Here is a 21,554-nt window from a genome sequence, read left to right on the forward strand (position 1 = left end):
CTCCTTCAATACTATTTTTCTTTTACGACAATTCCGATATGACTTGTTCTTTTTCTTATAGTTGTTGCACGACCCATGGCTCTTGGTCTAAATCTTTTCATTGTTGGTCCTTGGTTTGCATAAACCTCAGAAACGAATAATTGCTCTCTATCCATTTCATGATTATTTTCAGCGTTTGCTACTGCTGACTGGATTAGTTTAATCACAACTGGTGATGCTCCCTTTGGCGTATGCTTTAAAATCGCTAAAGCCTCATCTACTTGCTTTCCTCTTACAAGGTCTACAACGATTTTAACTTTTCTAGGTGCGATTCTCACAAACTTTGCAATTGCTCTTGCTTCCACAACAACTACCTCCTTTCTCTATCTAACCGATTATTTTCTCTTTGATGTTTTCTCGTCATCATCATGACCTCTATAGGTTCTTGTTAGAGCAAACTCACCTAATTTATGCCCTACCATGTCTTCTGTCACATATACTGGAACATGCTTTCTGCCATCATGAACCGCAATTGTATGTCCGATCATTTGCGGGAAAATTGTAGATGCTCGTGACCATACTTTAATCACTTTTTTCTCATCTTTTTCATTCATTTCTTCTATCTTTCTTAAAAGTCCTTTATGAATAAAAGGTCCTTTTTTTGCTGATCTACTCATTAATTTTCCTCCCTTCAGCAATATTTCTACTATGAGATTATATTATCTTTTTCTTCCTGTAACAATAAACTTATCAGAATGCTTGTTTTTCTTACGTGTTTTATATCCAAGTGCAGGCTTGCCCCATGGTGTTACTGGAGATGGTCGTCCAATTGGAGATCTACCTTCACCACCACCGTGTGGATGATCGTTAGGATTCATAGCAGAACCTCTTACTGTAGGTCTAATTCCCATTTTTCTTTTTCTACCTGCTTTTCCGATTGTTACATTCTCATGGTCTAGGTTTCCGACTTGACCAATTGTTGCTCTACACTCAATTAAGATTTGTCTTACTTCACCTGACGGTAATCTTACCAGTGCATATCTTCCTTCTTTAGCCATTAGCTGTGCGGAATTTCCTGCAGATCTTGCAATTTGACCACCTTTTCCAGGTTTCATTTCAATATTGTGTATAATCGTACCGACTGGAATGTTAATAAGTGGTAATGCGTTACCTACTTTAATATCTGACTCAGGTCCAGAAAAGATCATCTCTCCAACCTTCAAGCCTTTAGGAGCAATGATATATCTTTTTTCTCCATCTACATAGTGTAATAATGCAATGTTTGCAGTTCTATTTGGATCATACTCAACTGATGCTACCTTAGCTGGTATATCATCTTTATTTCTTTTGAAATCTATAATTCTATAATGTCTTTTTAAGCCGCCACCGCGATGACGAACTGTAATTTTACCGTGGGCATTTCTACCACCAGACTTTGAAAGCGGTGTTAACAATGACTTTTCTGGATCTACTTTTGTAATTTCTTCAAACGTAGAAACAGTCATTTGTCGTACCCCTGGTGAGGTAGGTCTAAACTTCTTGATTCCCATTTCGGTTTCCCTCCTTCATTTTCGAATCGTTAATTACATACCTTCGAAGAATTCAATTCCTTTGCTTCCATCAGTTAAAGTAACGACGGCTTTCTTCCAGTTTGATCTTCTTCCGATATGCTTACCCATTCGCTTCATTTTACCTATCATGTTCATTGTGTTTACCTTCTCAACTTTTACATCGAAGATTTTCTCAACAGCCTTTTTGATTTCAATCTTATTGGCTTTCTTCGCCACAACAAAAGTGTATTTTTTTTCAGCCATTTCCATCATACTATTTTCAGTTACGACTGGCTTGATAATGATATCGTGTGGATTTGTCATTATGCGTACACCTCCTCCACTTTTTCAACTGCGTCCTTAGTAATAATGAACTTATCATGATTTAAGATATCATATACGTTAATTGTATTTACTAGGGCAGTTGTTACTCCTGGGATGTTACTAGCAGATTTAATGATGGCTTCGTTTTTCTCACCAACCACAAGTAGTACTTTCTTATCTGCATTTAAATTCTTTAGGATGTTTACCATATCCTTTGTCTTTGGTGTATCAAGAGATAACTCATCCAATACAAGCAACTCTTCGTTGTTTACCTTCGACGTTAAAGCAGACTTCAATGCAAGTCTCTTCACTTTTCTAGGTAATGTATAGGAGTGATCTCTTGGCTTAGGTGCAAACACAGTTCCTCCACCAATCCATAATGGTGAACGGATTGTACCAGCACGAGCTCTACCTGTTCCTTTTTGTTTCCAAGGCTTTCGGCCTCCACCTCTAACTTCAGCTCTAGTCTTTGCAGATTGTGTCCCTTGTCTTTTATTAGCTAGTTGATTTTTAACTGCTTCATAAAGTACATGTTCGTTCACTTCTACTCCGAATATATTTTCGCTTAATTCCATTTCACTTACTTTTTGTCCAGAAACATTATATACAGCCACTTTAGGCATTGTACATCCTCCTTTCTCTAGTTAGATTATTTTCCTTGTTTCACTGTTGTTTGGATTACAAGAACACCTTTTTTAGGGCCAGGTACGGCACCTTTAATTAAAAGTAAGTTCTTTTCAAGGTCTACTCTTACGATTTCTAGGTTTTGTGCAGTTACCTGTACATTACCCATATGTCCCGGCAGATTTTTACCTTTAAACACACGACCTGGATAAGCGGAAGCTCCCATTGAACCTGGTCTTCTGTGATATCTTGAACCATGGGCCATTGGACCTCTACTTTGTCCGTGTCTCTTGATAACACCTTGGAACCCTTTACCTTTAGATATTCCTGTTACATCAACCTTGTCTCCAGCTTGAAAAAGATCTGCCTTTAGCTCTTGGCCTGCAGTAAATCCTTCTGTGCTGTCTACTCGGAATTCCTTCATTGTTCTCTTAGGTGTTGTTCCTGCCTTTTCAAAATGACCTTGTAAAGGCTTGATTGTATTTTTGATTTTCTTCTCTCCATAACCTACCTGTACTGAATTGTATCCGTCTGTTTCATCAGACTTTATTTGAGTTACGACATTTTCCGCTACTTCAATAACTGTAACAGGAGTTACGATTCCATCTTCATTGAAGATTTGTGTCATGCCGACTTTTCTACCCATTAATCCTTTCATAACTTACACCTCCTAATAATCTTACAGCGGATTACATTAAGTAATCATACTAAAATTGGATGTATCTATATCCATCTTAATATCTTAGTGTATTCACTGGGTCTTACAACTTGATTTCAATATCTACGCCAGCTGGCAAGTCTAGTCTCATTAATAAGTCGACTGTCTTTGGTGTAGGGCTTAAAATGTCAATCAATCTTTTGTGAGTTCTCATCTCGAATTGTTCTCTAGCGTCTTTGTACTTGTGAACCGCTCTCAAGATTGTAATGATTTGCTTCTCTGTCGGTAGTGGAATAGGTCCTGAAACCTCAGCGCCACTCTTTTTTGCAGTTGCTACAATTTTTTCAGCAGACTGATCTACTGCTTTGTGATCATATCCCTTTAAACGGATTCTGATTTTTTGATTTGCTTTACTCATAACTTGATTTCCCTCCTTCTCATCGCACGTAGTTTGGACGTACGACTCGGATCACTGATACACTGTTCCGGGTGTGTTGATAATTTTTTAAAAAACAGTTTGCAGAAATCCCGTCGCCCGATTCTTAGATCAAGACATTCTCAACGAAAATTTTCCCTAGGGTGGGTAACCTTTCGTATCATCGCCGTCTCAGCACACTAATATATTTTATACCAAGTTCATTTAAATATCAAGGCTTTTCTTTAATTTTTTAAAGCTTTTTTCAAAGTGTTTAAAATAGATATAGAAGAAGAGACGCGCTCTTCTTCTATATGCCATTTACTTAACAGTTATTGTATTGAAATTACTCTATAATAGAAGCGACAACTCCAGCTCCAACTGTTCTTCCACCCTCTCGGATAGCAAATCTTAATCCTTCTTCTGTTGCAATTGGGCTAATCAGTTCAATTTCCATTGTGATGTTATCTCCTGGCATTACCATTTCTACTCCTTCTGGTAATTTAATTGATCCCGTTACGTCTGTTGTTCTAAAATAAAACTGTGGTCTGTATCCATCAAAGAATGGCGTATGTCTTCCACCCTCTTCTTTTTTCAATACATATACTTCAGCCATGAACTTTGTATGTGGCTGAATCGAACCTGTCTTCGCCAATACTTGTCCTCTTTCGATTTCATCTCTTTGGATACCTCTTAATAAGATTCCAACATTATCTCCAGCTTGTCCTTGATCTAGAAGCTTTCTAAACATCTCTACTCCTGTTACAACTAGCTTTCTTGGTGCTTCTGATAATCCAACTAGAGAAATCTCTTCTTGTACTTTTACAATTCCTCTTTCGATTCTTCCTGTTGCTACTGTTCCTCTACCTGTAATTGAGAATACATCCTCTACTGGCATTAGGAATGGCTTATCTGTATCTCTTACTGGCTCTGGAATCCATGTGTCAATTGCATCGAATAATTCAACAATTTTGTCTCCCCATGGACCTGCTGGATCTTCTAATGCTTTTAATGCTGACCCCATGATTACTGGTGTGTCATCTCCTGGGAATTCATACATGTTTAATAGATCTCTTACTTCCATCTCTACTAACTCTAGTAATTCTTCGTCATCTACCATGTCACACTTGTTTAGGAATACGACGATGTATGGTACACCTACTTGTCTTGATAATAGGATATGCTCTCTTGTTTGAGGCATTGGACCATCCGCTGCTGAACAAACTAAAATCGCTCCGTCCATTTGTGCTGCTCCTGTAATCATGTTCTTTACATAATCAGCATGTCCTGGGCAGTCTACGTGAGCATAATGTCTCTTGTCTGTTTCGTACTCCACGTGAGCTGTTGAAATTGTGATTCCTCTTTCTCTTTCTTCTGGTGCCTTATCGATCATATCGAAGGCTACCGCTCCACCTGTCCCATACCTGTTGTGCATTGTGATTGTGATTGCTGCTGTTAACGTTGTTTTACCGTGGTCTACGTGACCAATTGTTCCAATATTAACATGTGGTTTACTTCTTTCAAATTTTGCTTTTCCCATTCTATTTTCCTCCTTATATAAATCATTATTTAAATGTATTTTCATTAAACTAAGTATATAGAGTTTGGGATAGTTTCGTACTTCCTACCCCAGTTCTATACCGTAACCCCAAAGGGTTACACTTTTTACTTACCTGTCATAATTTTTTCTGAGATGCTTGCAGGTACTTGAGCGTAATGATTAAAGTGCATAGAGTACGTTGCGCGACCTTGGGTTTTTGAACGAAGGTCAGTAGAATATCCAAACATTTCAGAAAGTGGTACAAAGGCTTTAATGACTTGTGCGCCCGATCTCGATTCCATACCTTCTATCTGTCCACGTCTAGAGTTTAAATCTCCAATAACGTCTCCCATATAGTCTTCAGGTGTCACAACTTCTACCTTCATGTATGGCTCAAGTAATGCAGGACTTGCTTTTCTCATACCTTCTTTAAATGCCATTGAACCGGCAATCTTAAAGGCCATTTCAGAAGAGTCAACATCATGATAAGAACCATCATATAGTTCTACCTTGAAATCTACAACTTCATAACCAGCTAAGATACCATTTACCATAGCACCTTGAATTCCTTGGTCAACAGCTGGGACGTATTCTCTTGGAATGGATCCTCCAACAGTTGAGTTAGTAAACTCATATCCAATACCAGGCTCTTGAGGTATCATACGAATCTTAACATGTCCGTATTGTCCACGACCACCAGATTGCTTGGCATATTTCGCTTCCACTTCCACTGCCTTTGTGATTGTTTCTTTGTAAGCAACCTGTGGTTTTCCCACAGTTGCTTCCACTTTAAACTCACGCATCATTCTATCTACGATGATTTCTAAGTGAAGCTCACCCATACCTGCAATAATTGTTTGAGAAGTTTCTTCATCTGTGTAGGTTTTAAATGTCGGATCTTCCTCAGCAAGCTTTTGAAGAGCAACGCCCATCTTTTCTTGACCAGCCTTAGTCTTTGGCTCAATGGCAACAGAGATAACAGGCTCTGGGAATACCATTGATTCTAAGATAACAGCATCTGTTGGATCACATAATGTGTCTCCAGTTGTGGTATCCTTAAGTCCTACAGCTGCAGCGATATCGCCTGCATATACTGTTGGAATTTCCGCTCTTGTGTTGGCATGCATTTGAAGAATTCGTCCAATTCTCTCTTTTTTCCCTTTAGTAGAGTTTAATACATAAGACCCTGCATCAAGGGTTCCTGAGTATACGCGGAAAAAAGCTAATTTTCCTACATACGGATCCGCCATGATTTTAAAGGCTAAAGCTGAGAATGGTTCACTATCATCTGCATGTCTTTCTATCTCTTCTTGTGTGTCTGCATCAATTCCACTAATCGCCGGAATGTCGAGCGGTGAAGGCATATAAGCAACAACACCATCAAGAAGAAGTTGCACGCCCTTGTTCTTGTAAGCTGAACCACAATATACTGGCGTGATTTGAACATTTATTGTTCCTTGTCTAATACCCTTTACAAGCTCTTCCTCTGTTAAGGCTTCACCCTCTAGATATTTCATCATTAACTCTTCACTTGTTTCAGAAACAGCCTCTACAAGCTTTTCTCTGTATTCTACAGCTAACTCCTTCAACTCTTCAGGGATTTCTACAATTTTCGTTTCTTGCCCTACATCGTCAAGGTATATAGTTGCCTCCATTTTGACAAGATCAATGATTCCTGTGAATTCCTCTTCACTACCTATTGGCAATTGAACTGCAACAGGATTGGCGGCTAATCGATCTATCATCATTTGCATCACATTGAAAAAATCTGCTCCTTGGCGATCCATTTTATTAACGAAGGCCATTCTCGGAACTTTATATTTATCTCCTTGTCGCCATACTGTTTCAGATTGAGGTTCTACCCCACCCTTAGCACAGAATACAGCTACAGCACCATCTAGTACTCTTAAAGATCTTTCTACCTCTACAGTGAAGTCCACGTGACCTGGTGTATCAATGATGTTAACTCTATGGTTCAACCATTGACAAGTAGTAGCAGCCGAGGTAATTGTGATACCTCTTTCCTTCTCTTGATCCATCCAGTCCATCTGTGATGCACCTTCATGGGTTTCACCTAACTTACGTGTTGTACCACTGTAAAATAAAATTCTCTCTGTAGTAGTCGTCTTTCCGGCATCAATATGAGCCATAATACCGATATTTCTTGTTCTTTCTAGTGGAAATTCTCTTGGCACTACTCTTCCTCCTCCCATGCAAAATGCAACATCTACTCTATCGCATATACTAACAGCATTCTGCTTATAGCATCTCCTAAAAGCGCTATATTAAACTTGATTTTACCATCTATAATGTGCAAATGCTTTGTTTGCCTCTGCCATTTTATGTGTATCTTCTTTCTTCTTCACAGAGGACCCTGTGTTGTTTGCAGCATCCATAATTTCCTTAGCTAATTTTTCAATCATCCCTTTTTCGCCTCTAGCTCTTGTGTATTTCACTAACCACCTTAAGCCTAAAGTTTGCCTTCTTTCAGGTCTAACCTCAATTGGCACTTGATAGTTGGCTCCACCAACACGTCTAGCCTTTACTTCTAAAACAGGCATGATATTATTCATTGCTTTTTCAAACACTTCTACAGGATTTTCTTCTGCTCTTTCTTTAATTATATCGAAAGCCCCATAAACAATGTTTTGTGCAGTTCCTTTTTTACCGTCTAACATCACGCTGTTGATTAATTTTGCAACTACCATACTTCCGTGAATTGGATCGGCTAACACTTCTCTTTTAGGTACATTTCCTTTTCTTGGCACTTTGCTTCCCTCCTCAAATGATATCTTGTCTAATCATTTCATCGGTACTCGACAATTGCATCAATTGCCGTTGTGCGCAGTAATGCTCGTTATGAACTGGTACCCTATATGGTAAGGGGTAGAATATATCTATGCATTATCGCTCCGACGATCTTTATTTCTTGTCTTTTGGTCTTTTGGCACCGTACTTAGATCTACCTTGCATTCTGTTTGCGACACCGGCAGTATCTAATGTACCTCTTACGATATGGTATCTAACTCCTGGTAAATCTTTGATTCTTCCACCTCTAATCAAAACAACACTATGTTCTTGCAGGTTGTGTCCGATTCCTGGGATATATGCACTTACCTCAATCCCATTTGTCAATCTAACCCTTGCTACTTTTCTTAAGGCAGAGTTAGGCTTCTTAGGTGTGATGGTCTTTACTGAAGTACATACACCTCTTTTTTGTGGTGCGCTCAAATCAGTTGATTTTCTCTTTAAAGAGTTGAAACCTTTTTGAAGAGCAGGAGCTGTTGATTTCTCTTGAACTGCTTTTCTTCCTTTACGGACTAACTGGTTAATTGTTGGCATTTATTGCACCTCCTTCCAAAGATTAACTAATAACATAGAAAAACATTTATCTGCCCTTAGTGCAGATAAACTGTTTTTTAACAAAGTGAATACTTCTTATTTAGTTGAACCCAACTGTCATTTTATTGTGGCTGCCACAGCTGCTGCTACATCAATTCCGCATGCTTGCCCTAGCTTCTTCATTGAATCCACTGGAACAATAGCGATATTTTGTTCTTTGGCTAATTCTTCAATTGGTTCCACAACATTTTTAGCTGCATCCTTTGCAATATAAAGGACTGTAACCTCACCTTGTTTTAGAGCCTTTTTTGTTTCTTTTATTCCTATCACTTTTTTTGCATGTTGTAGCTTTTCTAGCATTAAAGTATCCTCCTTTTTAGATATCCAGGGAGATCATGTGATCTCCCGGATACAAAAAGTCAACTTTCACATGACTTACACACTTAAACATTTTAACACTTGTTAAAAATAGTGTCAACAACTTCTTTGTTAATTACAATGTTTCTTCTATCTCATCTAGCTTTTCATCGGTTTCTGTACTGATGGCAATGTTCTTATATCTCTTCATTCCAGTACCTGCAGGAATGAGTTTACCAATAATTACATTCTCTTTAAGCCCGATTAGGTGATCCTCTTTACCTTTAATGGCAGCTTCCGTTAAGACCCTTGTGGTCTCTTGAAAGGATGCAGCTGATAAGAAGGAATCAGTAGCCAGGGATGCCTTTGTAATTCCAAGTAATGCGATGTTACCAGTGGCTGGTTCTCCACCCTCTTCAATTGCCTTTTGATTGGCCAGTTCAAATGCAAAGACATTTTCTAAGCTTCCTGGCAATAATTCTGTATCCCCAGCTTCCTCGACTTTGATTCGACTAAGCATTTGTCTGGAGATGACCTCAATATGTTTATCATTGATATCAACGCCTTGTAGACGATACACCCGTTGTACTTCTTTAATAATGTAGGTTTGCACCCCTTCAACACCTTTGATTCTCAAAATATCATGGGGGTTAACAGATCCTTCAGTGATTTCGTCTCCTGGTTCAAGGATTTGCCCCTGTTTAACCTTTACCCGAGATCCGTAAGGAATCGTGTAGGTCACGACTTCTTGATTTTCATCAGTTACCGTTACTTCTCGCTTTCTCTTGCTCTCACTAATGTCTACCTTACCAGAGATTTCACTAATAATAGCTAATCCCTTTGGTTTTCTTGCCTCGAAAAGCTCTTCAACCCTCGGAAGACCTTGGGTAATATCCGATCCAGCTACCCCACCAGTATGGAAGGTACGCATGGTTAACTGTGTTCCTGGTTCTCCAATGGATTGAGCTGCAATAATTCCCACGGCTTCTCCTACCTTAACCGGCTCTCCTGTAGCTAGGTTTCGTCCATAGCAGGTACCACAAACCCCATGCTTCGAACGGCAAGCCAAGGCAGATCGAATTGCAACCTTCTCGATACCCGCCTCAGTGATTGTTTCAGCGGCATCTTCAAATATAATATCACCCTTGGGAACAATCACTTTTTTTGTCTCTGGATGAATGATGTCATCAATTGAATGTCTTCCAACAATCCGGAAGTATAGTTCCTCAATCACTTCATTGCCATCCTTAAATGCCTTTGCCACAATACCTGTTTCAGTACCGCAATCCAATTCTCTAATGATCACATCTTGGCTTACATCTACTAAACGTCTCGTTAGGTATCCAGAATCCGCCGTACGTAGGGCTGTATCTGCAAGACCTTTTCTAGCTCCGTGGGTGGAAGTAAAGTACTCTAGTACCGTCAGCCCTTCACGGAAGTTAGATTTGATTGGTATTTCAACGGTATGTCCCGACGCATTGGCCATCAATCCACGCATACCACCTAATTGACGGATCTGATTTTTACTACCACGGGCTCCTGAATCAGCCATGATAAATATGTTATTAAATCTATCTAAGCCTGCCATCAATGCATCCGTTACTTTTTCTGTGGTTTCTGTCCATGTTTCGATTACTTTCTCATATCTTTCTTCATCAGAGATTAACCCTCTTCTAAATGCCTTCTCATACTTATCAACACGTTGTTCTGCTTGAGAAATCAATTCTGCCTTTGCTTCTGGTACATCCATGTCCGAAACCGCAACAGTAATGGCACCTCGGGTAGAGTACTTGAATCCTAATTCTTTAATATAGTCTAGCATGATGGAGGTAATGGTGTTTCCATGCTTTCTAAAGCACTTACCAATGACCTTACCTAATGCACCTTTAGTACATAAGAAGTCAACCTCTAATGCATACAAATCCTTGCTACGATCAACAAATCCTAAATCCTGTGGAATTTTTTCATTAAATATAAATCGACCCACTGTACTCTCCACAAGTTTACCAGAATCCTCAGCACTTAGTTTCATTCTCACTTTAACCTTTGCATGAAGGCTGACTGCTTTCGTTTCATAGGCAAGCAATAGTTCTTCAAAATCCTTGAATATTGTACCTTCACCTAGAACACCTTCATCCTGTATTGTTAAATAATAGCATCCAAGGACCATATCCTGAGTTGGGGTTGTAATTGGTTCGCCATCCTTTGGAGCTAGGATATTATTAATGGATAACATTAAAAATCTTGATTCAGCCTGAGCTTCAACAGATAATGGCACGTGAACAGCCATTTGGTCTCCATCAAAGTCAGCATTGTAGGCTGTACATACCAATGGATGTAGCTTAATTGCTTTTCCTTCTACTAGGATTGGCTCAAATGCTTGTATTCCCAATCTATGCAGCGTAGGTGCACGATTTAGTAGCACAGGATGTTGACTAATGACTTCTTCCAGTACACCCCATACTTCAGGTTTTACTTTTTCCACCATTCGTTTAGCACTTTTGATATTATGAGCATAGTTTTCCTGAACCAGCTTCTTCATCACAAATGGTTTGAAAAGCTCTAAGGCCATTTGTTTTGGTAATCCACATTGATAGAATTTCAGTTCAGGTCCAACAACGATTACAGAACGTCCTGAGTAGTCAACACGCTTTCCTAGTAAGTTTTGTCGGAAACGACCCTGTTTACCCTTTAGCATATCAGACAAAGATTTTAATGGTCTATTTCCAGGTCCTGTTACTGGCTTTCCACGACGCCCATTATCAATTAATGCATCCACTGCTTCTTGAAGCATTCTTTTTTCATTACGAACAATAATATCTGGTGCGCCTAAGTCTAGCAATCTCTTTAATCTATTGTTTCGATTGATTACTCTTCTGTATAAATCATTTAAGTCTGAAGTAGCAAAACGCCCTCCATCCAACTGAACCATTGGTCTTAGATCTGGAGGAATAACAGGGACAACATCTAGAATCATCCACGCTGGATTGTTTTTAGACTTTCTAAAGGCTTCTACAACCTCTAGTCTTCTGACGGTACGAATCCGTTTTTGTCCAGTGCTCTCTTTGAGCTTGTGTCTTAATTCGATGTTCATGGCATCTAAATCAATGCTTTCTAATAAACCCTTGACAGCCTCAGCACCCATACCCGCCTTGAATTTTGGCCCGTATTTCTCTATTGCATCAGCATATTCTTTTTCCGTTAGAATTTGTTTTTCAGTCAATGGTGTCTCTCCAGGATTAATGACGATGTATGCAGCGAAGTACAATACTTTCTCTAAAGACCTTGGGGACATGTCTAGTAACAGACCCATTCTACTGGGAATTCCTTTAAAATACCAAATATGAGAAACCGGGGCAGCTAATTCGATATGCCCCATTCGTTCTCTTCTTACCTTAGACTTTGTGACTTCGACACCGCAACGATCACAAACAACGCCTTTGTATCTGACCCGTTTGTACTTCCCACAGTGGCACTCCCAATCACGGGTAGGTCCAAAAATCTTTTCACAAAAGAGCCCTTCTTTTTCGGGCTTTAAAGTTCTATAATTGATTGTTTCTGGTTTTTTCACTTCTCCTTTTGACCATTGGCGAATTTTTTCTGGAGAAGCTAATGCAATTTTAATTGATCTAAAGTTGTTTAATTCATACAAGGAGTCTCTCTCCCTTCTAATAATCTATAAGCTCTCCTATAACCTAGCCGGCTATGCCTTAAAGTCATTATACCCATCAAACTCATCATCATCTTCTGCATATTCAGTTTCAACGCTGGTGGGTTCAAAGTCTTCCTCTGTAATTAACGCTTCCTCGCTATCATTGTCTTCGTCCTTCTCTTCCTCATCAGTTATATGACTTCCTTCAGGAACAGTTGGTTCTTCTAAACCATAATCAAAGTCACCATGTTCTAGGCTCATTTCGCCTGCATCGTCATCAATCGTTTCTTTGATCTCTAGTTCATGATCATCATCAGTGAGTACTTTGACGTCTAAGCATAAACTCTGAAGCTCTTTAATTAATACTTTAAAGGATTCTGGCACACCCGGTTCAGGTATGTTTTCACCCTTTACAATACATTCATAGGTTTTAACCCGTCCTACAACATCATCAGACTTCACAGTCAGAATTTCTTGAAGCGTATGTGCCGCTCCGTAGGCCTCAAGTGCCCACACTTCCATCTCACCAAAACGCTGTCCCCCGAATTGTGCTTTTCCGCCTAGGGGTTGCTGTGTTACTAATGAATATGGTCCTGTACTTCTAGCATGGATTTTATCATCAACCAAGTGATGTAGCTTCAGCATGTACATATATCCTACTGTTACAGGGTTATCAAAGGCTTCTCCGGTTCTACCGTCTTGAAGCTTCAACTTACCTCCACGTGGATATCCTGATTCTTCTAGGGCATCCATAATGTCAAACTCATTGGCACCATCAAATACTGGGGTGGCCACCTTCCAGCCAAGTGCTTTAGCTGCAAGTCCTAAATGGACCTCTAGGATCTGTCCGATGTTCATACGAGAAGGTACACCCAGTGGATTTAGTACAATCTCTAATGGGGTTCCATCCTCTAAGAACGGCATGTCTTCTTGAGGTAATATTCTCGAAATAACCCCTTTATTTCCATGACGCCCCGCCATTTTGTCTCCAACATTGATTTTTTTCTTTTTAGCAATATAGACACGAACCAGTTCGTTTACGCCTGGTGGTAGTTCATCTCCATTTTCTCGAGTAAATACCTTGATGTCTACAATGATTCCATTCTCTCCATGAGGTACCTTCAGGGAAGTATCTCGAACTTCTCTTGCCTTTTCCCCAAAAATCGCTCTCAGCAAACGTTCTTCAGCAGTTAATTCAGTTTCCCCCTTTGGGGTTACTTTTCCGACTAAAATGTCGCCGGATTCAACTTCTGCTCCGATTCGAATGACGCCTCTTTCATCTAAGTCCTTCAGGGAGTCTTCACCCACATTAGGTATGTCTCGAGTGATTTCTTCTGGTCCTAGCTTTGTATCTCTAGCCTCTGATTCATATTCTTCAATGTGTATTGTTGTTAATGCATCTTCTTTGACTAGCTTTTCATTAATTAAAATAGCATCCTCAAAATTGTATCCTTCCCAAGCCATAAAGCCCACAAGACAGTTTCTACCTAGGGCAATTTCCCCTCGGTCCGTGGAAGGTCCATCAGCGATCACATCTCCTGCTTCGATACGTTCACCCTTACTCACAATCGGTTTTTGGTTAATGCAAGTTCCTTGATTAGAACGCTTGAACTTCAATAACTTGTATCGATCCTTTTGTCCATCTTCCAATTTAACCACGATCTCATTAGAAGCCACATAGTCTACAATTCCGCTGTTTCGGGCAACTACTACAACGCCAGAATCCTTTGCAGCCTTGTACTCCATTCCAGTTCCAATTATCGGTGCATCTGTAATAAGCAGTGGTACAGCTTGTCGTTGCATGTTCGACCCCATTAGTGCACGGTTGGCATCGTCATTTTCAAGGAAGGGAATCATGGCAGTTGCAACAGATACAACCTGTTTTGGTGATACATCCATATAATCCACTTCATCAAATGGCACAACATCAATTCCACCAAACTTAGTTCTAGAAGTAACACGCTTGTTTCCAAATTTTCCTTCTTCATCTAATGGCTCATTGGCCTGAGCTATAATAAACAGGTCTTCCTCATCAGCTGTCAGATACTCAATATCCGTCGTAACAACATCCCGCTTTTTATCTACCTTCCGATAAGGCGATTCAATAAATCCATATTCATTGATTCTTGCATATGAGCTCAATGAGTTGATCAGTCCAATGTTAGGTCCTTCAGGGGTCTCAATAGGACACATTCTTCCATAGTGGGAATGATGTACATCTCGAACCTCAAACCCCGCACGTTCTCTAGAAAGACCACCAGGTCCTAGTGCAGAAAGCCTTCTTTTGTGAGTCAGCTCTGCCAATGGGTTTGTCTGATCCATAAACTGAGATAATTGAGAGCTTCCAAAAAACTCTTTAATGGAGGCCGCTACGGGGCGGATATTAATCAAGGCCTGGGGTGTTACTAAATCCACATCTTGAATTGTCATCCGTTCCTTAACCACTCTCTCCATTCGAGAGAGTCCAATTCTAAATTGATTTTGAAGCAACTCACCTACTGATCTCAATCTTCTATTACCTAGATGATCAATATCATCCACATTACCAATTTCATGGGCTAAATTAAATGCATAATTGATGGAAGCGACAATATCTGATTTTAAGATATGCTTTGGAATCAGCTCTCGCTTTCTTTCTTTTAATGCTTCTTTAATTTCTGCTTCAGAGTCGAATGTGTCAAGAATTTCCCTTAGTACAGGATAATAAACCCGCTCCCTAAGCTTCAAATCTTGAATATCAAAGTCAATATGTGTTTTAATGTCAACAAAATGATTACCGATGACTTTAATTTTCTTGTTTTCCTCTGAATAGACATGTACTTCATTAATTCCAGAGTTTTGGATTAATAAAGAAATCTCACGATCAATTTTGGTGCCTTCCTCCACAAGGATTTCTCCTGTTTGTGGATCAGAAACATTTTCAGCCGCTTTATGGCTCATAATTCGATTTGCCAGAGATAATTTTTTGCTAAACTTATATCGTCCTACTTTTGCCAAATCATAACGCTTTGCATCAAAAAACAAAGTGTTGATTAAAGAAGTAGCACTCTCAATTGTTGGTGGCTCACCTGGTCTTAATTTCTTGTAAATCTCAAGTAGCCCTTCTTCTGCAGTTTTCGTATTATCCTTCTCAAGTGTTGCTAAAATTCTTTCGTCTTCTCCCAGCAAATCTTTAATTTGTTGGTCAGTTCCATACCCCAGTGCCCTTAAGAGTACTGTTGCAGGCTGTTTTCTTGTCCGGTCTACTCTTACAGAAACCACATCATTGGAATCTGTTTCATACTCTAGCCAAGCTCCACGATTTGGGATCACTGTAGCAGAATACAACTGTTTACCAGTTTTATCAAACTGTCGATTGTAATAAACCCCTGGTGAACGAACTAACTGGCTGACAATAACCCGTTCTGCACCATTAATAATAAAGGTACCGGTGTCTGTCATTAAAGGAAAGTCTCCCATAAAAACTTCCTGTTCTTTCACTTCTCCAGTTTCTTTGTTGATTAGCCTCACTTTTACTTTTAATGGTGCAGCATATGTGGCGTCTCTTTCCTTTGACTCCCCAACATCGTACTTAGGATTTTCATCAAGGGAATAATCAACAAACTCCAAAATCAGGTTCCCAGTGTAGTCTTGAATCGGTGAAATGTCGTTAAACACTTCACGTAATCCTTCATCTAAAAACCAGTCATACGCTTCTTTTTGGAGTTCAATCAAATTTGGCATGTCAAGCACTTCATTGATTTGTGAATAACTCATTCTAACTTTCTTGCCAAGCTGGACAGGATGTGGCATCAATTTAATTCACCCCTTGTGTTAAAGTTAAAAGAAATTACTTTCTTTTTTTCTACTCTATGATTGAAAATAGCCAAAAGCCTTTTATTTTGCTTTTGGTTTATTTTTACATACGATCATCTACTATACTATTGCCCTTGGTTGTCTTTTTTATACGGTCTTTATTAATCCTTGCAGGGTTTTGACGGTCTTATCAGTTTAGATAGCAGTGTCAAATAGTATAATATTATGCAATGTATAATTTTAACATAAGAGATACAGTTTGTCAACATTTCTTTGGTTTTCTATTTCTCCTATGAATTACTATATTTCATTTTTGTACTGGTCATTTTAGTTCTTTTATTGTATAATACTTTTATTGTATAATAAGAATCAAAATGTTTTTTCAAAAAACACATAAAAAGGTACTCCAGTTTCCTGGAGTGCCTTTTTTTGCTTATTCAATCAATTATTTAAGTGTTACAGAAGCGCCTGCTTCTTCTAGTTTAGCTTTAATTGCTTCAGCATCTTCTTTAGATATGGCTTCTTTAATTGCCTTAGGAGCCTCATCAACAACTCCTTTAGCTTCTTTCAATCCTAATCCTGTGATTTCTCTTACAGCTTTGATTACATTGATTTTTGAAGATCCTGCGTTATCAAGGATTACATCAAATTCGGTTTGTTCTTCTTCAACAGCTCCACCTGCAGCTGCTCCAACTACCACTGCCGCTGATGCAGATACACCAAACTTTTCTTCTGCAGCTTTCACTAACTCGTTTAATTCTAACACCTTCATATTTTCAATCGTTTCTAAAATTTGCTCGATTGTCATTTTAAAAGCACCTCCGATTATTTTTTGTTTTATTTTTGTTATTTTGATATTTTGTTATTCTTATGCCTCTTGCTCTGTCTTCTTGTCTGCAATCGCTTTGATTAAGCAAGCGAAGTTTGCCATTGGGGCATTAAAGCTGCTAAGAAGTTTAGCAATTAACACTTCTCTTGACGGCACAGACGCTAGCTCTTTTAATTTTTCTTCGTCATAAAAGCTTCCTTCAACAAACCCTACTTTTAATTCTAGGGCTTTATGGTTCTTAGCAAAATCATTTAAGATTCTAGCTGGAGCCACTGGATCCTCATAACTGAAAGCAACAGCATTTGGTCCTACCAAATCCGCCACCATTTCTTCCATCCCTGCATTTCGAGCTGCTCGTCTCATCATGGTATTCTTATATACTTTGTATTCAACGCCAGCTTCTCTAAACTTTGCTCTAAGTTCTGTGACTTCCTCAACCTTCAGTCCTCTATAATCAACTACTACTGCAGCGATAGATTTTTCAAACTTCTCAGTAATTTCAGCCACAACTTTTTCTTTCATCTCAATTACTTTTGACATTAGGACGTCCACCTCCTCTTTATGAATATATGGATATTTTGCCGTTACAGAAAAAGATCCCTCTCTGCGTAAATAACGTCACACAGAAAGAGATCTTTGATAAATTTATCCAAAGCCTCGGTAGGATATTTAAGCTAACGCACCTACTTTCTGCGGCAAAATATTCACTTTTAACAACTTTAATCATTGTATCAGTATCTGAAATCTATGTCAACAGATAAATTTAATTTATCTAATGGAACTTTATTCTGATACCTTTGATGGATTAACACGAATTCCTGGTCCCATCGTACTGGTTACACTGACACTCTTGAAATATTGTCCCTTTGCTGCGGCTGGTTTCGCCTTTGCAACTGCTTCTAACAATGTTTTAAAGTTTTCAGCCAGTTGTGCTTCTTCAAAAGAAGCTTTTCCGATTGGCACATGGATAATGTTTGTTTTATCCAATCTGTATTCTACTTTACCAGCTTTTATTTCCTTTACAGCTCTTTCAAGGTCAAATGTTACTGTTCCAGACTTAGGATTTGGCATTAATCCTTTTGGTCCAAGTACTCTACCTAATCGTCCTACAACACCCATCATATCTGGCGTTGCAACAACTACATCAAAGTCAAACCAGTTTTCGCCTTGAATCTTTGCTACTAGATCGTCTGAACCCACATAGTCTGCTCCGGCTTTTTCAGCCTCAGTTACTTTTTCGCCTTTTGCAAAGACAAGCACTTTAGCAGTTTTACCTGTTCCATGTGGTAATACAATGGCACCTCTTACTTGTTGATCTGCATGTCTTGAATCTACACCCAGTTTAATATGAGCTTCAATTGTTTCATCGAACTTTGCAGTAGCTGTTTTTTTAACTAATACTACCGCCTCATTAGGATCATATGACTTTTCTCTATCAAATTGCTTAAGTGCTTCTTGATACTTCTTACCTCTTTTTGGCATTTTCCTAACCTCCTTGTGGTAGTGACGGTCTTTATAGGACCTCCCACTTTTTCCTAAATCATCTATTGAAATTAATCTTCAACAACAACGCCCATACTTCTAGCAGTTCCAGCGATCATACTCATGGCAGATTCAACCGAAGACGCATTTAAGTCTGGCATTTTTAATTCTGCAATTTCCTTTACTTTCGCTTTTGAAATTGTTGCCACCTTCTTAGTATGCGGCTCACCTGACGCCTTGTCAATACCAGCTGCCTTCTTGATTAAGATCGCAGCAGGTGGTGTCTTTGTGATGAAAGTATATGATCTATCTTGATAAACAGAAATGATTACAGGAATAATCATACCTGCTTGATCTGCAGTTTTCGCATTGAACTCCTTACAGAACCCCATGATGTTCACACCATGTTGTCCTAAAGCAGGCCCAACTGGTGGTGCTGGTGTCGCTTTCCCTGCAGGGATTTGTAATTTAATTTGTCCTACTACCTTTTTTGCCATTGCTTTTACACCTCCTTAAAATTATATCTGTATGCGTTTCACTATCCCTAGTGTTTTTGGCTCAAGTCTTTTAAAATATCCATCCTACAAAGCTTGAACTTGGTGAAATTCTAATTCTACAGGGGTTTCCCTGCCAAACATTGATATGAGCACTCTAATGGTTTGTTTCTCCATGTTGATATGCTCTATTGAGCCCATAAAGCTTTCAAAGGGGCCGGAGACCACGCGTATAGAATCGCCTATTTTAATGTCGATTTCATGACTCACTTGTTCTACACCCATATTTTTCACTTCCCGATCCGTTAATGGAATCGGTTTAGAGCTTGGTCCAACAAAACCTGTTACACCTCGGGTATTTCTAACCAAGTACCATGACTCATCAGTCACGTGCATCTTGAGTAACACATATCCCGGATAGAGCTTGACCTCTTTTGTTTTTTTCTTGCCATTTTTAATTTCGATTTTCTCTTCCGTCGGTACTGCTACCTCCAGAATCAAATCTTCCATACCTCTGTTTTCCGCCATTTTTTCTATGTTAATTTTCACTTTGTTTTCATGGCCAGAGTACGTATGGACGACATACCATTTTGCTTGTTCGGACATATTAAGGAGCACCTGTCTTCAAAGACAAATAACTCTCCCTCCCTTTAAGCGTATTCTTCGTTAAATGAGTAAGTTTAACCCAAAACCAAAAACCGAATCCAAAATCCATAAAAGAACGACTGCCATTAATGTTGCAATAATCACAACACCTGTATGGTTTTTTATTTCTGCTCTATTTGGCCAATTCACTTTTTTAAGCTCGGATCTAACACCTCTTAAAAATTTACCTAAACCTTTTGCCTTTTCATTATTGTTGGCATTAGCTTGAGTAGTCATTCTGATCCTCACATCCTTTTAAAGTTTAAACTCAATTATTTTGTTTCTTTATGAAGTGTGTGGCTTTTACAGAATTTGCAATGTTTTTGCATTTCCATACGATCAGGGTTGTTCTTCTTATTCTTTGTTGTGTTATAATTCCTCTGCTTGCATTCTGTACACGCTAATGTTATCTTGACTCGCAACAGTTACACCTCCCGTAGAGCACTACTAATTCTCTTATTAAATCTATTACTACAACGCATAAGTAGCTCATATTATAGTACATTACCCAATAAAATTTATCACATTTTTATTTTACTGTCAATAAAAATTTCTTATTTTATCTAAAAGGGCCTAGGTTAACCCTAGCCCCCATTTATAACTCCTTGGTTTAATTAGGTTTTTAACTATTCGATAATAGAAGCGACAACTCCAGCTCCAACTGTTCTTCCACCCTCTCGGATAGCAAATCTTAATCCTTCTTCTGTTGCAATTGGGCTAATCAGTTCAATTTCCATTGTGATGTTATCTCCTGGCATTACCATTTCTACTCCTTCTGGTAATTTAATTGATCCCGTTACGTCTGTTGTTCTAAAATAAAACTGTGGTCTGTATCCATCAAAGAATGGCGTATGTCTTCCACCCTCTTCTTTTTTCAATACATATACTTCAGCCATGAACTTTGTATGTGGCTGAATCGAACCTGTCTTCGCCAATACTTGTCCTCTTTCGATTTCATCTCTTTGGATACCTCTTAATAAGATTCCAACGTTATCTCCAGCTTGTCCTTGATCTAGAAGCTTTCTAAACATCTCTACTCCTGTTACAACTAGCTTTCTTGGTGCTTCTGATAATCCAACTAGAGAAATCTCTTCTTGTACTTTTACAATTCCTCTTTCGATTCTTCCTGTTGCTACTGTTCCTCTACCTGTAATTGAGAATACATCCTCTACTGGCATTAGGAATGGCTTATCTGTATCTCTTACTGGCTCTGGAATCCATGTGTCAATTGCATCGAATAATTCAACAATTTTGTCTCCCCATGGACCTGCTGGATCTTCTAATGCTTTTAATGCTGACCCCATGATTACTGGTGTGTCATCTCCTGGGAATTCATACATGTTTAATAGATCTCTTACTTCCATCTCTACTAACTCTAGTAATTCTTCGTCGTCTACCATGTCACACTTGTTTAGGAATACGACGATGTATGGTACACCTACTTGTCTTGATAATAGGATATGCTCTCTTGTTTGAGGCATTGGACCATCCGCTGCTGAACAAACTAAAATCGCTCCGTCCATTTGTGCTGCTCCTGTAATCATGTTCTTTACATAATCAGCATGTCCTGGGCAGTCTACGTGAGCATAATGTCTCTTGTCTGTTTCGTACTCCACGTGAGCTGTTGAAATTGTGATTCCTCTTTCTCTTTCTTCTGGTGCCTTATCGATCATATCGAAGGCTACCGCTCCACCTGTTCCATATCTGTTGTGCATTGTGATTGTGATTGCTGCTGTTAACGTTGTTTTACCGTGGTCTACGTGACCAATTGTTCCAATATTAACATGTGGTTTACTTCTTTCATATTTTGCTTTTCCCATTCTATCTTCCTCCTCCATTGTTATTCACCCAAGTATCACCAAAACAAT

General features: G+C 39.0%; 22 protein-coding genes and 1 other annotated feature. All 22 genes read right to left on the reverse strand.

Annotated features, from left to right (window positions below):
• Positions 1 to 11 precede the first annotated feature (11 nt).
• Positions 12 to 344: a 50S ribosomal protein L22 gene (gene rplV / locus AMET_RS22350; protein ID WP_012065436.1), complete on the reverse strand. Its 333-nt coding sequence runs from the start codon at positions 342 to 344 to the stop codon at positions 12 to 14.
• Positions 345 to 374: 30 nt separating this feature from the next.
• Positions 375 to 656, reverse strand: a complete 282-nt coding sequence (rpsS, locus tag AMET_RS22355; protein ID WP_012065437.1) for a 30S ribosomal protein S19 — start codon at positions 654 to 656, stop codon at positions 375 to 377.
• Positions 657 to 698: 42 nt separating this feature from the next.
• Complete coding sequence (gene rplB / locus AMET_RS22360; protein ID WP_012065438.1) at positions 699 to 1,529, reverse strand: 50S ribosomal protein L2; 831 nt, start codon at positions 1,527 to 1,529, stop codon at positions 699 to 701.
• A gap of 33 nt (positions 1,530 to 1,562) precedes the next feature.
• Positions 1,563 to 1,853, reverse strand: coding sequence for a 50S ribosomal protein L23 (gene rplW / locus AMET_RS22365; RefSeq protein WP_012065439.1), 291 nt, complete (start codon positions 1,851 to 1,853; stop codon positions 1,563 to 1,565).
• Entirely contained in the window at positions 1,853 to 2,476 is a 624-nt protein-coding gene (gene rplD, locus AMET_RS22370) for a 50S ribosomal protein L4 (protein WP_012065440.1), read from the reverse strand. Before rplD ends, rplW begins: the two co-directional genes overlap by 1 nt.
• Positions 2,477 to 2,502: 26 nt before the next feature.
• A complete protein-coding gene (gene rplC, locus AMET_RS22375; RefSeq protein WP_012065441.1) occupies positions 2,503 to 3,135 on the reverse strand; it encodes a 50S ribosomal protein L3 in 633 nt (210 codons plus the stop codon).
• Between the two features lie 103 nt (positions 3,136 to 3,238).
• Positions 3,239 to 3,553 (reverse strand): 30S ribosomal protein S10, encoded by a 315-nt coding sequence (rpsJ, locus tag AMET_RS22380; protein ID WP_012065442.1) that lies wholly within the window; start codon positions 3,551 to 3,553, stop codon positions 3,239 to 3,241.
• Between the two features lie 343 nt (positions 3,554 to 3,896).
• Complete coding sequence (tuf, locus tag AMET_RS22385; protein ID WP_012065443.1) at positions 3,897 to 5,090, reverse strand: elongation factor Tu; 1,194 nt, start codon at positions 5,088 to 5,090, stop codon at positions 3,897 to 3,899.
• Positions 5,091 to 5,215: 125 nt separating this feature from the next.
• Positions 5,216 to 7,285 (reverse strand): elongation factor G, encoded by a 2,070-nt coding sequence (gene fusA, locus AMET_RS22390; RefSeq protein WP_012065444.1) that lies wholly within the window; start codon positions 7,283 to 7,285, stop codon positions 5,216 to 5,218.
• 102 nt (positions 7,286 to 7,387) lie between these two features.
• Positions 7,388 to 7,858, reverse strand: coding sequence for a 30S ribosomal protein S7 (gene rpsG, locus AMET_RS22395; RefSeq protein WP_012065445.1), 471 nt, complete (start codon positions 7,856 to 7,858; stop codon positions 7,388 to 7,390).
• A 154-nt stretch (positions 7,859 to 8,012) separates the two neighbouring features.
• On the reverse strand, positions 8,013 to 8,432 hold the full coding sequence (rpsL, locus tag AMET_RS22400) for a 30S ribosomal protein S12 (protein WP_012065446.1): 420 nt from the start codon (positions 8,430 to 8,432) through the stop codon (positions 8,013 to 8,015).
• 117 nt (positions 8,433 to 8,549) lie between these two features.
• Positions 8,550 to 8,792 carry a ribosomal L7Ae/L30e/S12e/Gadd45 family protein gene (locus AMET_RS22405; protein ID WP_012065447.1) on the reverse strand — a complete coding sequence of 81 codons (243 nt, stop codon included), beginning with the start codon at positions 8,790 to 8,792 and terminating at the stop codon, positions 8,550 to 8,552.
• A gap of 133 nt (positions 8,793 to 8,925) precedes the next feature.
• Complete coding sequence (gene rpoC / locus AMET_RS22410; RefSeq protein WP_012065448.1) at positions 8,926 to 12,441, reverse strand: DNA-directed RNA polymerase subunit beta'; 3,516 nt, start codon at positions 12,439 to 12,441, stop codon at positions 8,926 to 8,928.
• Positions 12,442 to 12,492: 51 nt separating this feature from the next.
• Positions 12,493 to 16,233: a DNA-directed RNA polymerase subunit beta gene (rpoB, locus tag AMET_RS22415; RefSeq protein WP_012065449.1), complete on the reverse strand. Its 3,741-nt coding sequence runs from the start codon at positions 16,231 to 16,233 to the stop codon at positions 12,493 to 12,495.
• Positions 16,234 to 16,681: 448 nt separating this feature from the next.
• Entirely contained in the window at positions 16,682 to 17,044 is a 363-nt protein-coding gene (rplL, locus tag AMET_RS22420) for a 50S ribosomal protein L7/L12 (RefSeq protein WP_012065450.1), read from the reverse strand.
• A 60-nt stretch (positions 17,045 to 17,104) separates the two neighbouring features.
• The gene (rplJ, locus tag AMET_RS22425) at positions 17,105 to 17,605 is read right to left on the reverse strand and encodes a 50S ribosomal protein L10 (RefSeq protein WP_012065451.1); all 501 of its coding nucleotides are present in this window, start codon (positions 17,603 to 17,605) and stop codon (positions 17,105 to 17,107) included.
• 42 nt (positions 17,606 to 17,647) lie between these two features.
• Positions 17,648 to 17,779 (reverse strand) — a sequence feature (ribosomal protein L10 leader region).
• Positions 17,780 to 17,848: 69 nt separating this feature from the next.
• Positions 17,849 to 18,547, reverse strand: a complete 699-nt coding sequence (gene rplA, locus AMET_RS22430; RefSeq protein WP_012065452.1) for a 50S ribosomal protein L1 — start codon at positions 18,545 to 18,547, stop codon at positions 17,849 to 17,851.
• 71 nt (positions 18,548 to 18,618) lie between these two features.
• On the reverse strand, positions 18,619 to 19,044 hold the full coding sequence (rplK, locus tag AMET_RS22435; RefSeq protein ID WP_012065453.1) for a 50S ribosomal protein L11: 426 nt from the start codon (positions 19,042 to 19,044) through the stop codon (positions 18,619 to 18,621).
• An 84-nt stretch (positions 19,045 to 19,128) separates the two neighbouring features.
• Entirely contained in the window at positions 19,129 to 19,647 is a 519-nt protein-coding gene (nusG, locus tag AMET_RS22440; RefSeq protein ID WP_012065454.1) for a transcription termination/antitermination protein NusG, read from the reverse strand.
• Positions 19,648 to 19,707: 60 nt separating this feature from the next.
• Complete coding sequence (secE, locus tag AMET_RS22445; RefSeq protein WP_012065455.1) at positions 19,708 to 19,923, reverse strand: preprotein translocase subunit SecE; 216 nt, start codon at positions 19,921 to 19,923, stop codon at positions 19,708 to 19,710.
• A gap of 35 nt (positions 19,924 to 19,958) precedes the next feature.
• On the reverse strand, positions 19,959 to 20,108 hold the full coding sequence (gene rpmG / locus AMET_RS25300; RefSeq protein WP_012065456.1) for a 50S ribosomal protein L33: 150 nt from the start codon (positions 20,106 to 20,108) through the stop codon (positions 19,959 to 19,961).
• A 204-nt stretch (positions 20,109 to 20,312) separates the two neighbouring features.
• Positions 20,313 to 21,506: an elongation factor Tu gene (gene tuf / locus AMET_RS22450; protein WP_041721235.1), complete on the reverse strand. Its 1,194-nt coding sequence runs from the start codon at positions 21,504 to 21,506 to the stop codon at positions 20,313 to 20,315.
• Between the last annotated feature and the right edge of the window lie 48 nt (positions 21,507 to 21,554).

It is taken from the genome of Alkaliphilus metalliredigens QYMF (assembly GCF_000016985.1).
Taxonomy (GTDB): Bacteria; Bacillota; Clostridia; order Peptostreptococcales; family Natronincolaceae; genus Alkaliphilus_A; species Alkaliphilus_A metalliredigens.

What these genes read in the sequence shown, in the direction of transcription:
- rpsS (WP_012065437.1), bottom strand. Translation starts at nt 656, where the DNA reads ATGAGTAGATCAGCAAAAAAAGGACCTTTTATTCATAAAGGACTTTTA.
- rplB (WP_012065438.1), bottom strand. Translation starts at nt 1,529, where the DNA reads ATGGGAATCAAGAAGTTTAGACCTACCTCACCAGGGGTACGACAAATG.
- rplW (WP_012065439.1), bottom strand. Translation starts at nt 1,853, where the DNA reads ATGACAAATCCACACGATATCATTATCAAGCCAGTCGTAACTGAAAAT.
- rplD (WP_012065440.1), bottom strand. Translation starts at nt 2,476, where the DNA reads ATGCCTAAAGTGGCTGTATATAATGTTTCTGGACAAAAAGTAAGTGAA.
- rplC (WP_012065441.1), bottom strand. Translation starts at nt 3,135, where the DNA reads ATGAAAGGATTAATGGGTAGAAAAGTCGGCATGACACAAATCTTCAAT.
- rpsJ (WP_012065442.1), bottom strand. Translation starts at nt 3,553, where the DNA reads ATGAGTAAAGCAAATCAAAAAATCAGAATCCGTTTAAAGGGATATGAT.
- tuf (WP_012065443.1), bottom strand. Translation starts at nt 5,090, where the DNA reads ATGGGAAAAGCAAAATTTGAAAGAAGTAAACCACATGTTAATATTGGA.
- rpsL (WP_012065446.1), bottom strand. Translation starts at nt 8,432, where the DNA reads ATGCCAACAATTAACCAGTTAGTCCGTAAAGGAAGAAAAGCAGTTCAA.
- AMET_RS22405 (WP_012065447.1), bottom strand. Translation starts at nt 8,792, where the DNA reads ATGCTAGAAAAGCTACAACATGCAAAAAAAGTGATAGGAATAAAAGAA.
- rpoB (WP_012065449.1), bottom strand. Translation starts at nt 16,233, where the DNA reads ATGCCACATCCTGTCCAGCTTGGCAAGAAAGTTAGAATGAGTTATTCA.
- rplL (WP_012065450.1), bottom strand. Translation starts at nt 17,044, where the DNA reads ATGACAATCGAGCAAATTTTAGAAACGATTGAAAATATGAAGGTGTTA.
- rplJ (WP_012065451.1), bottom strand. Translation starts at nt 17,605, where the DNA reads ATGTCAAAAGTAATTGAGATGAAAGAAAAAGTTGTGGCTGAAATTACT.
- rplA (WP_012065452.1), bottom strand. Translation starts at nt 18,547, where the DNA reads ATGCCAAAAAGAGGTAAGAAGTATCAAGAAGCACTTAAGCAATTTGAT.
- rplK (WP_012065453.1), bottom strand. Translation starts at nt 19,044, where the DNA reads ATGGCAAAAAAGGTAGTAGGACAAATTAAATTACAAATCCCTGCAGGG.
- nusG (WP_012065454.1), bottom strand. Translation starts at nt 19,647, where the DNA reads ATGTCCGAACAAGCAAAATGGTATGTCGTCCATACGTACTCTGGCCAT.
- secE (WP_012065455.1), bottom strand. Translation starts at nt 19,923, where the DNA reads ATGACTACTCAAGCTAATGCCAACAATAATGAAAAGGCAAAAGGTTTA.
- tuf (WP_041721235.1), bottom strand. Translation starts at nt 21,506, where the DNA reads ATGGGAAAAGCAAAATATGAAAGAAGTAAACCACATGTTAATATTGGA.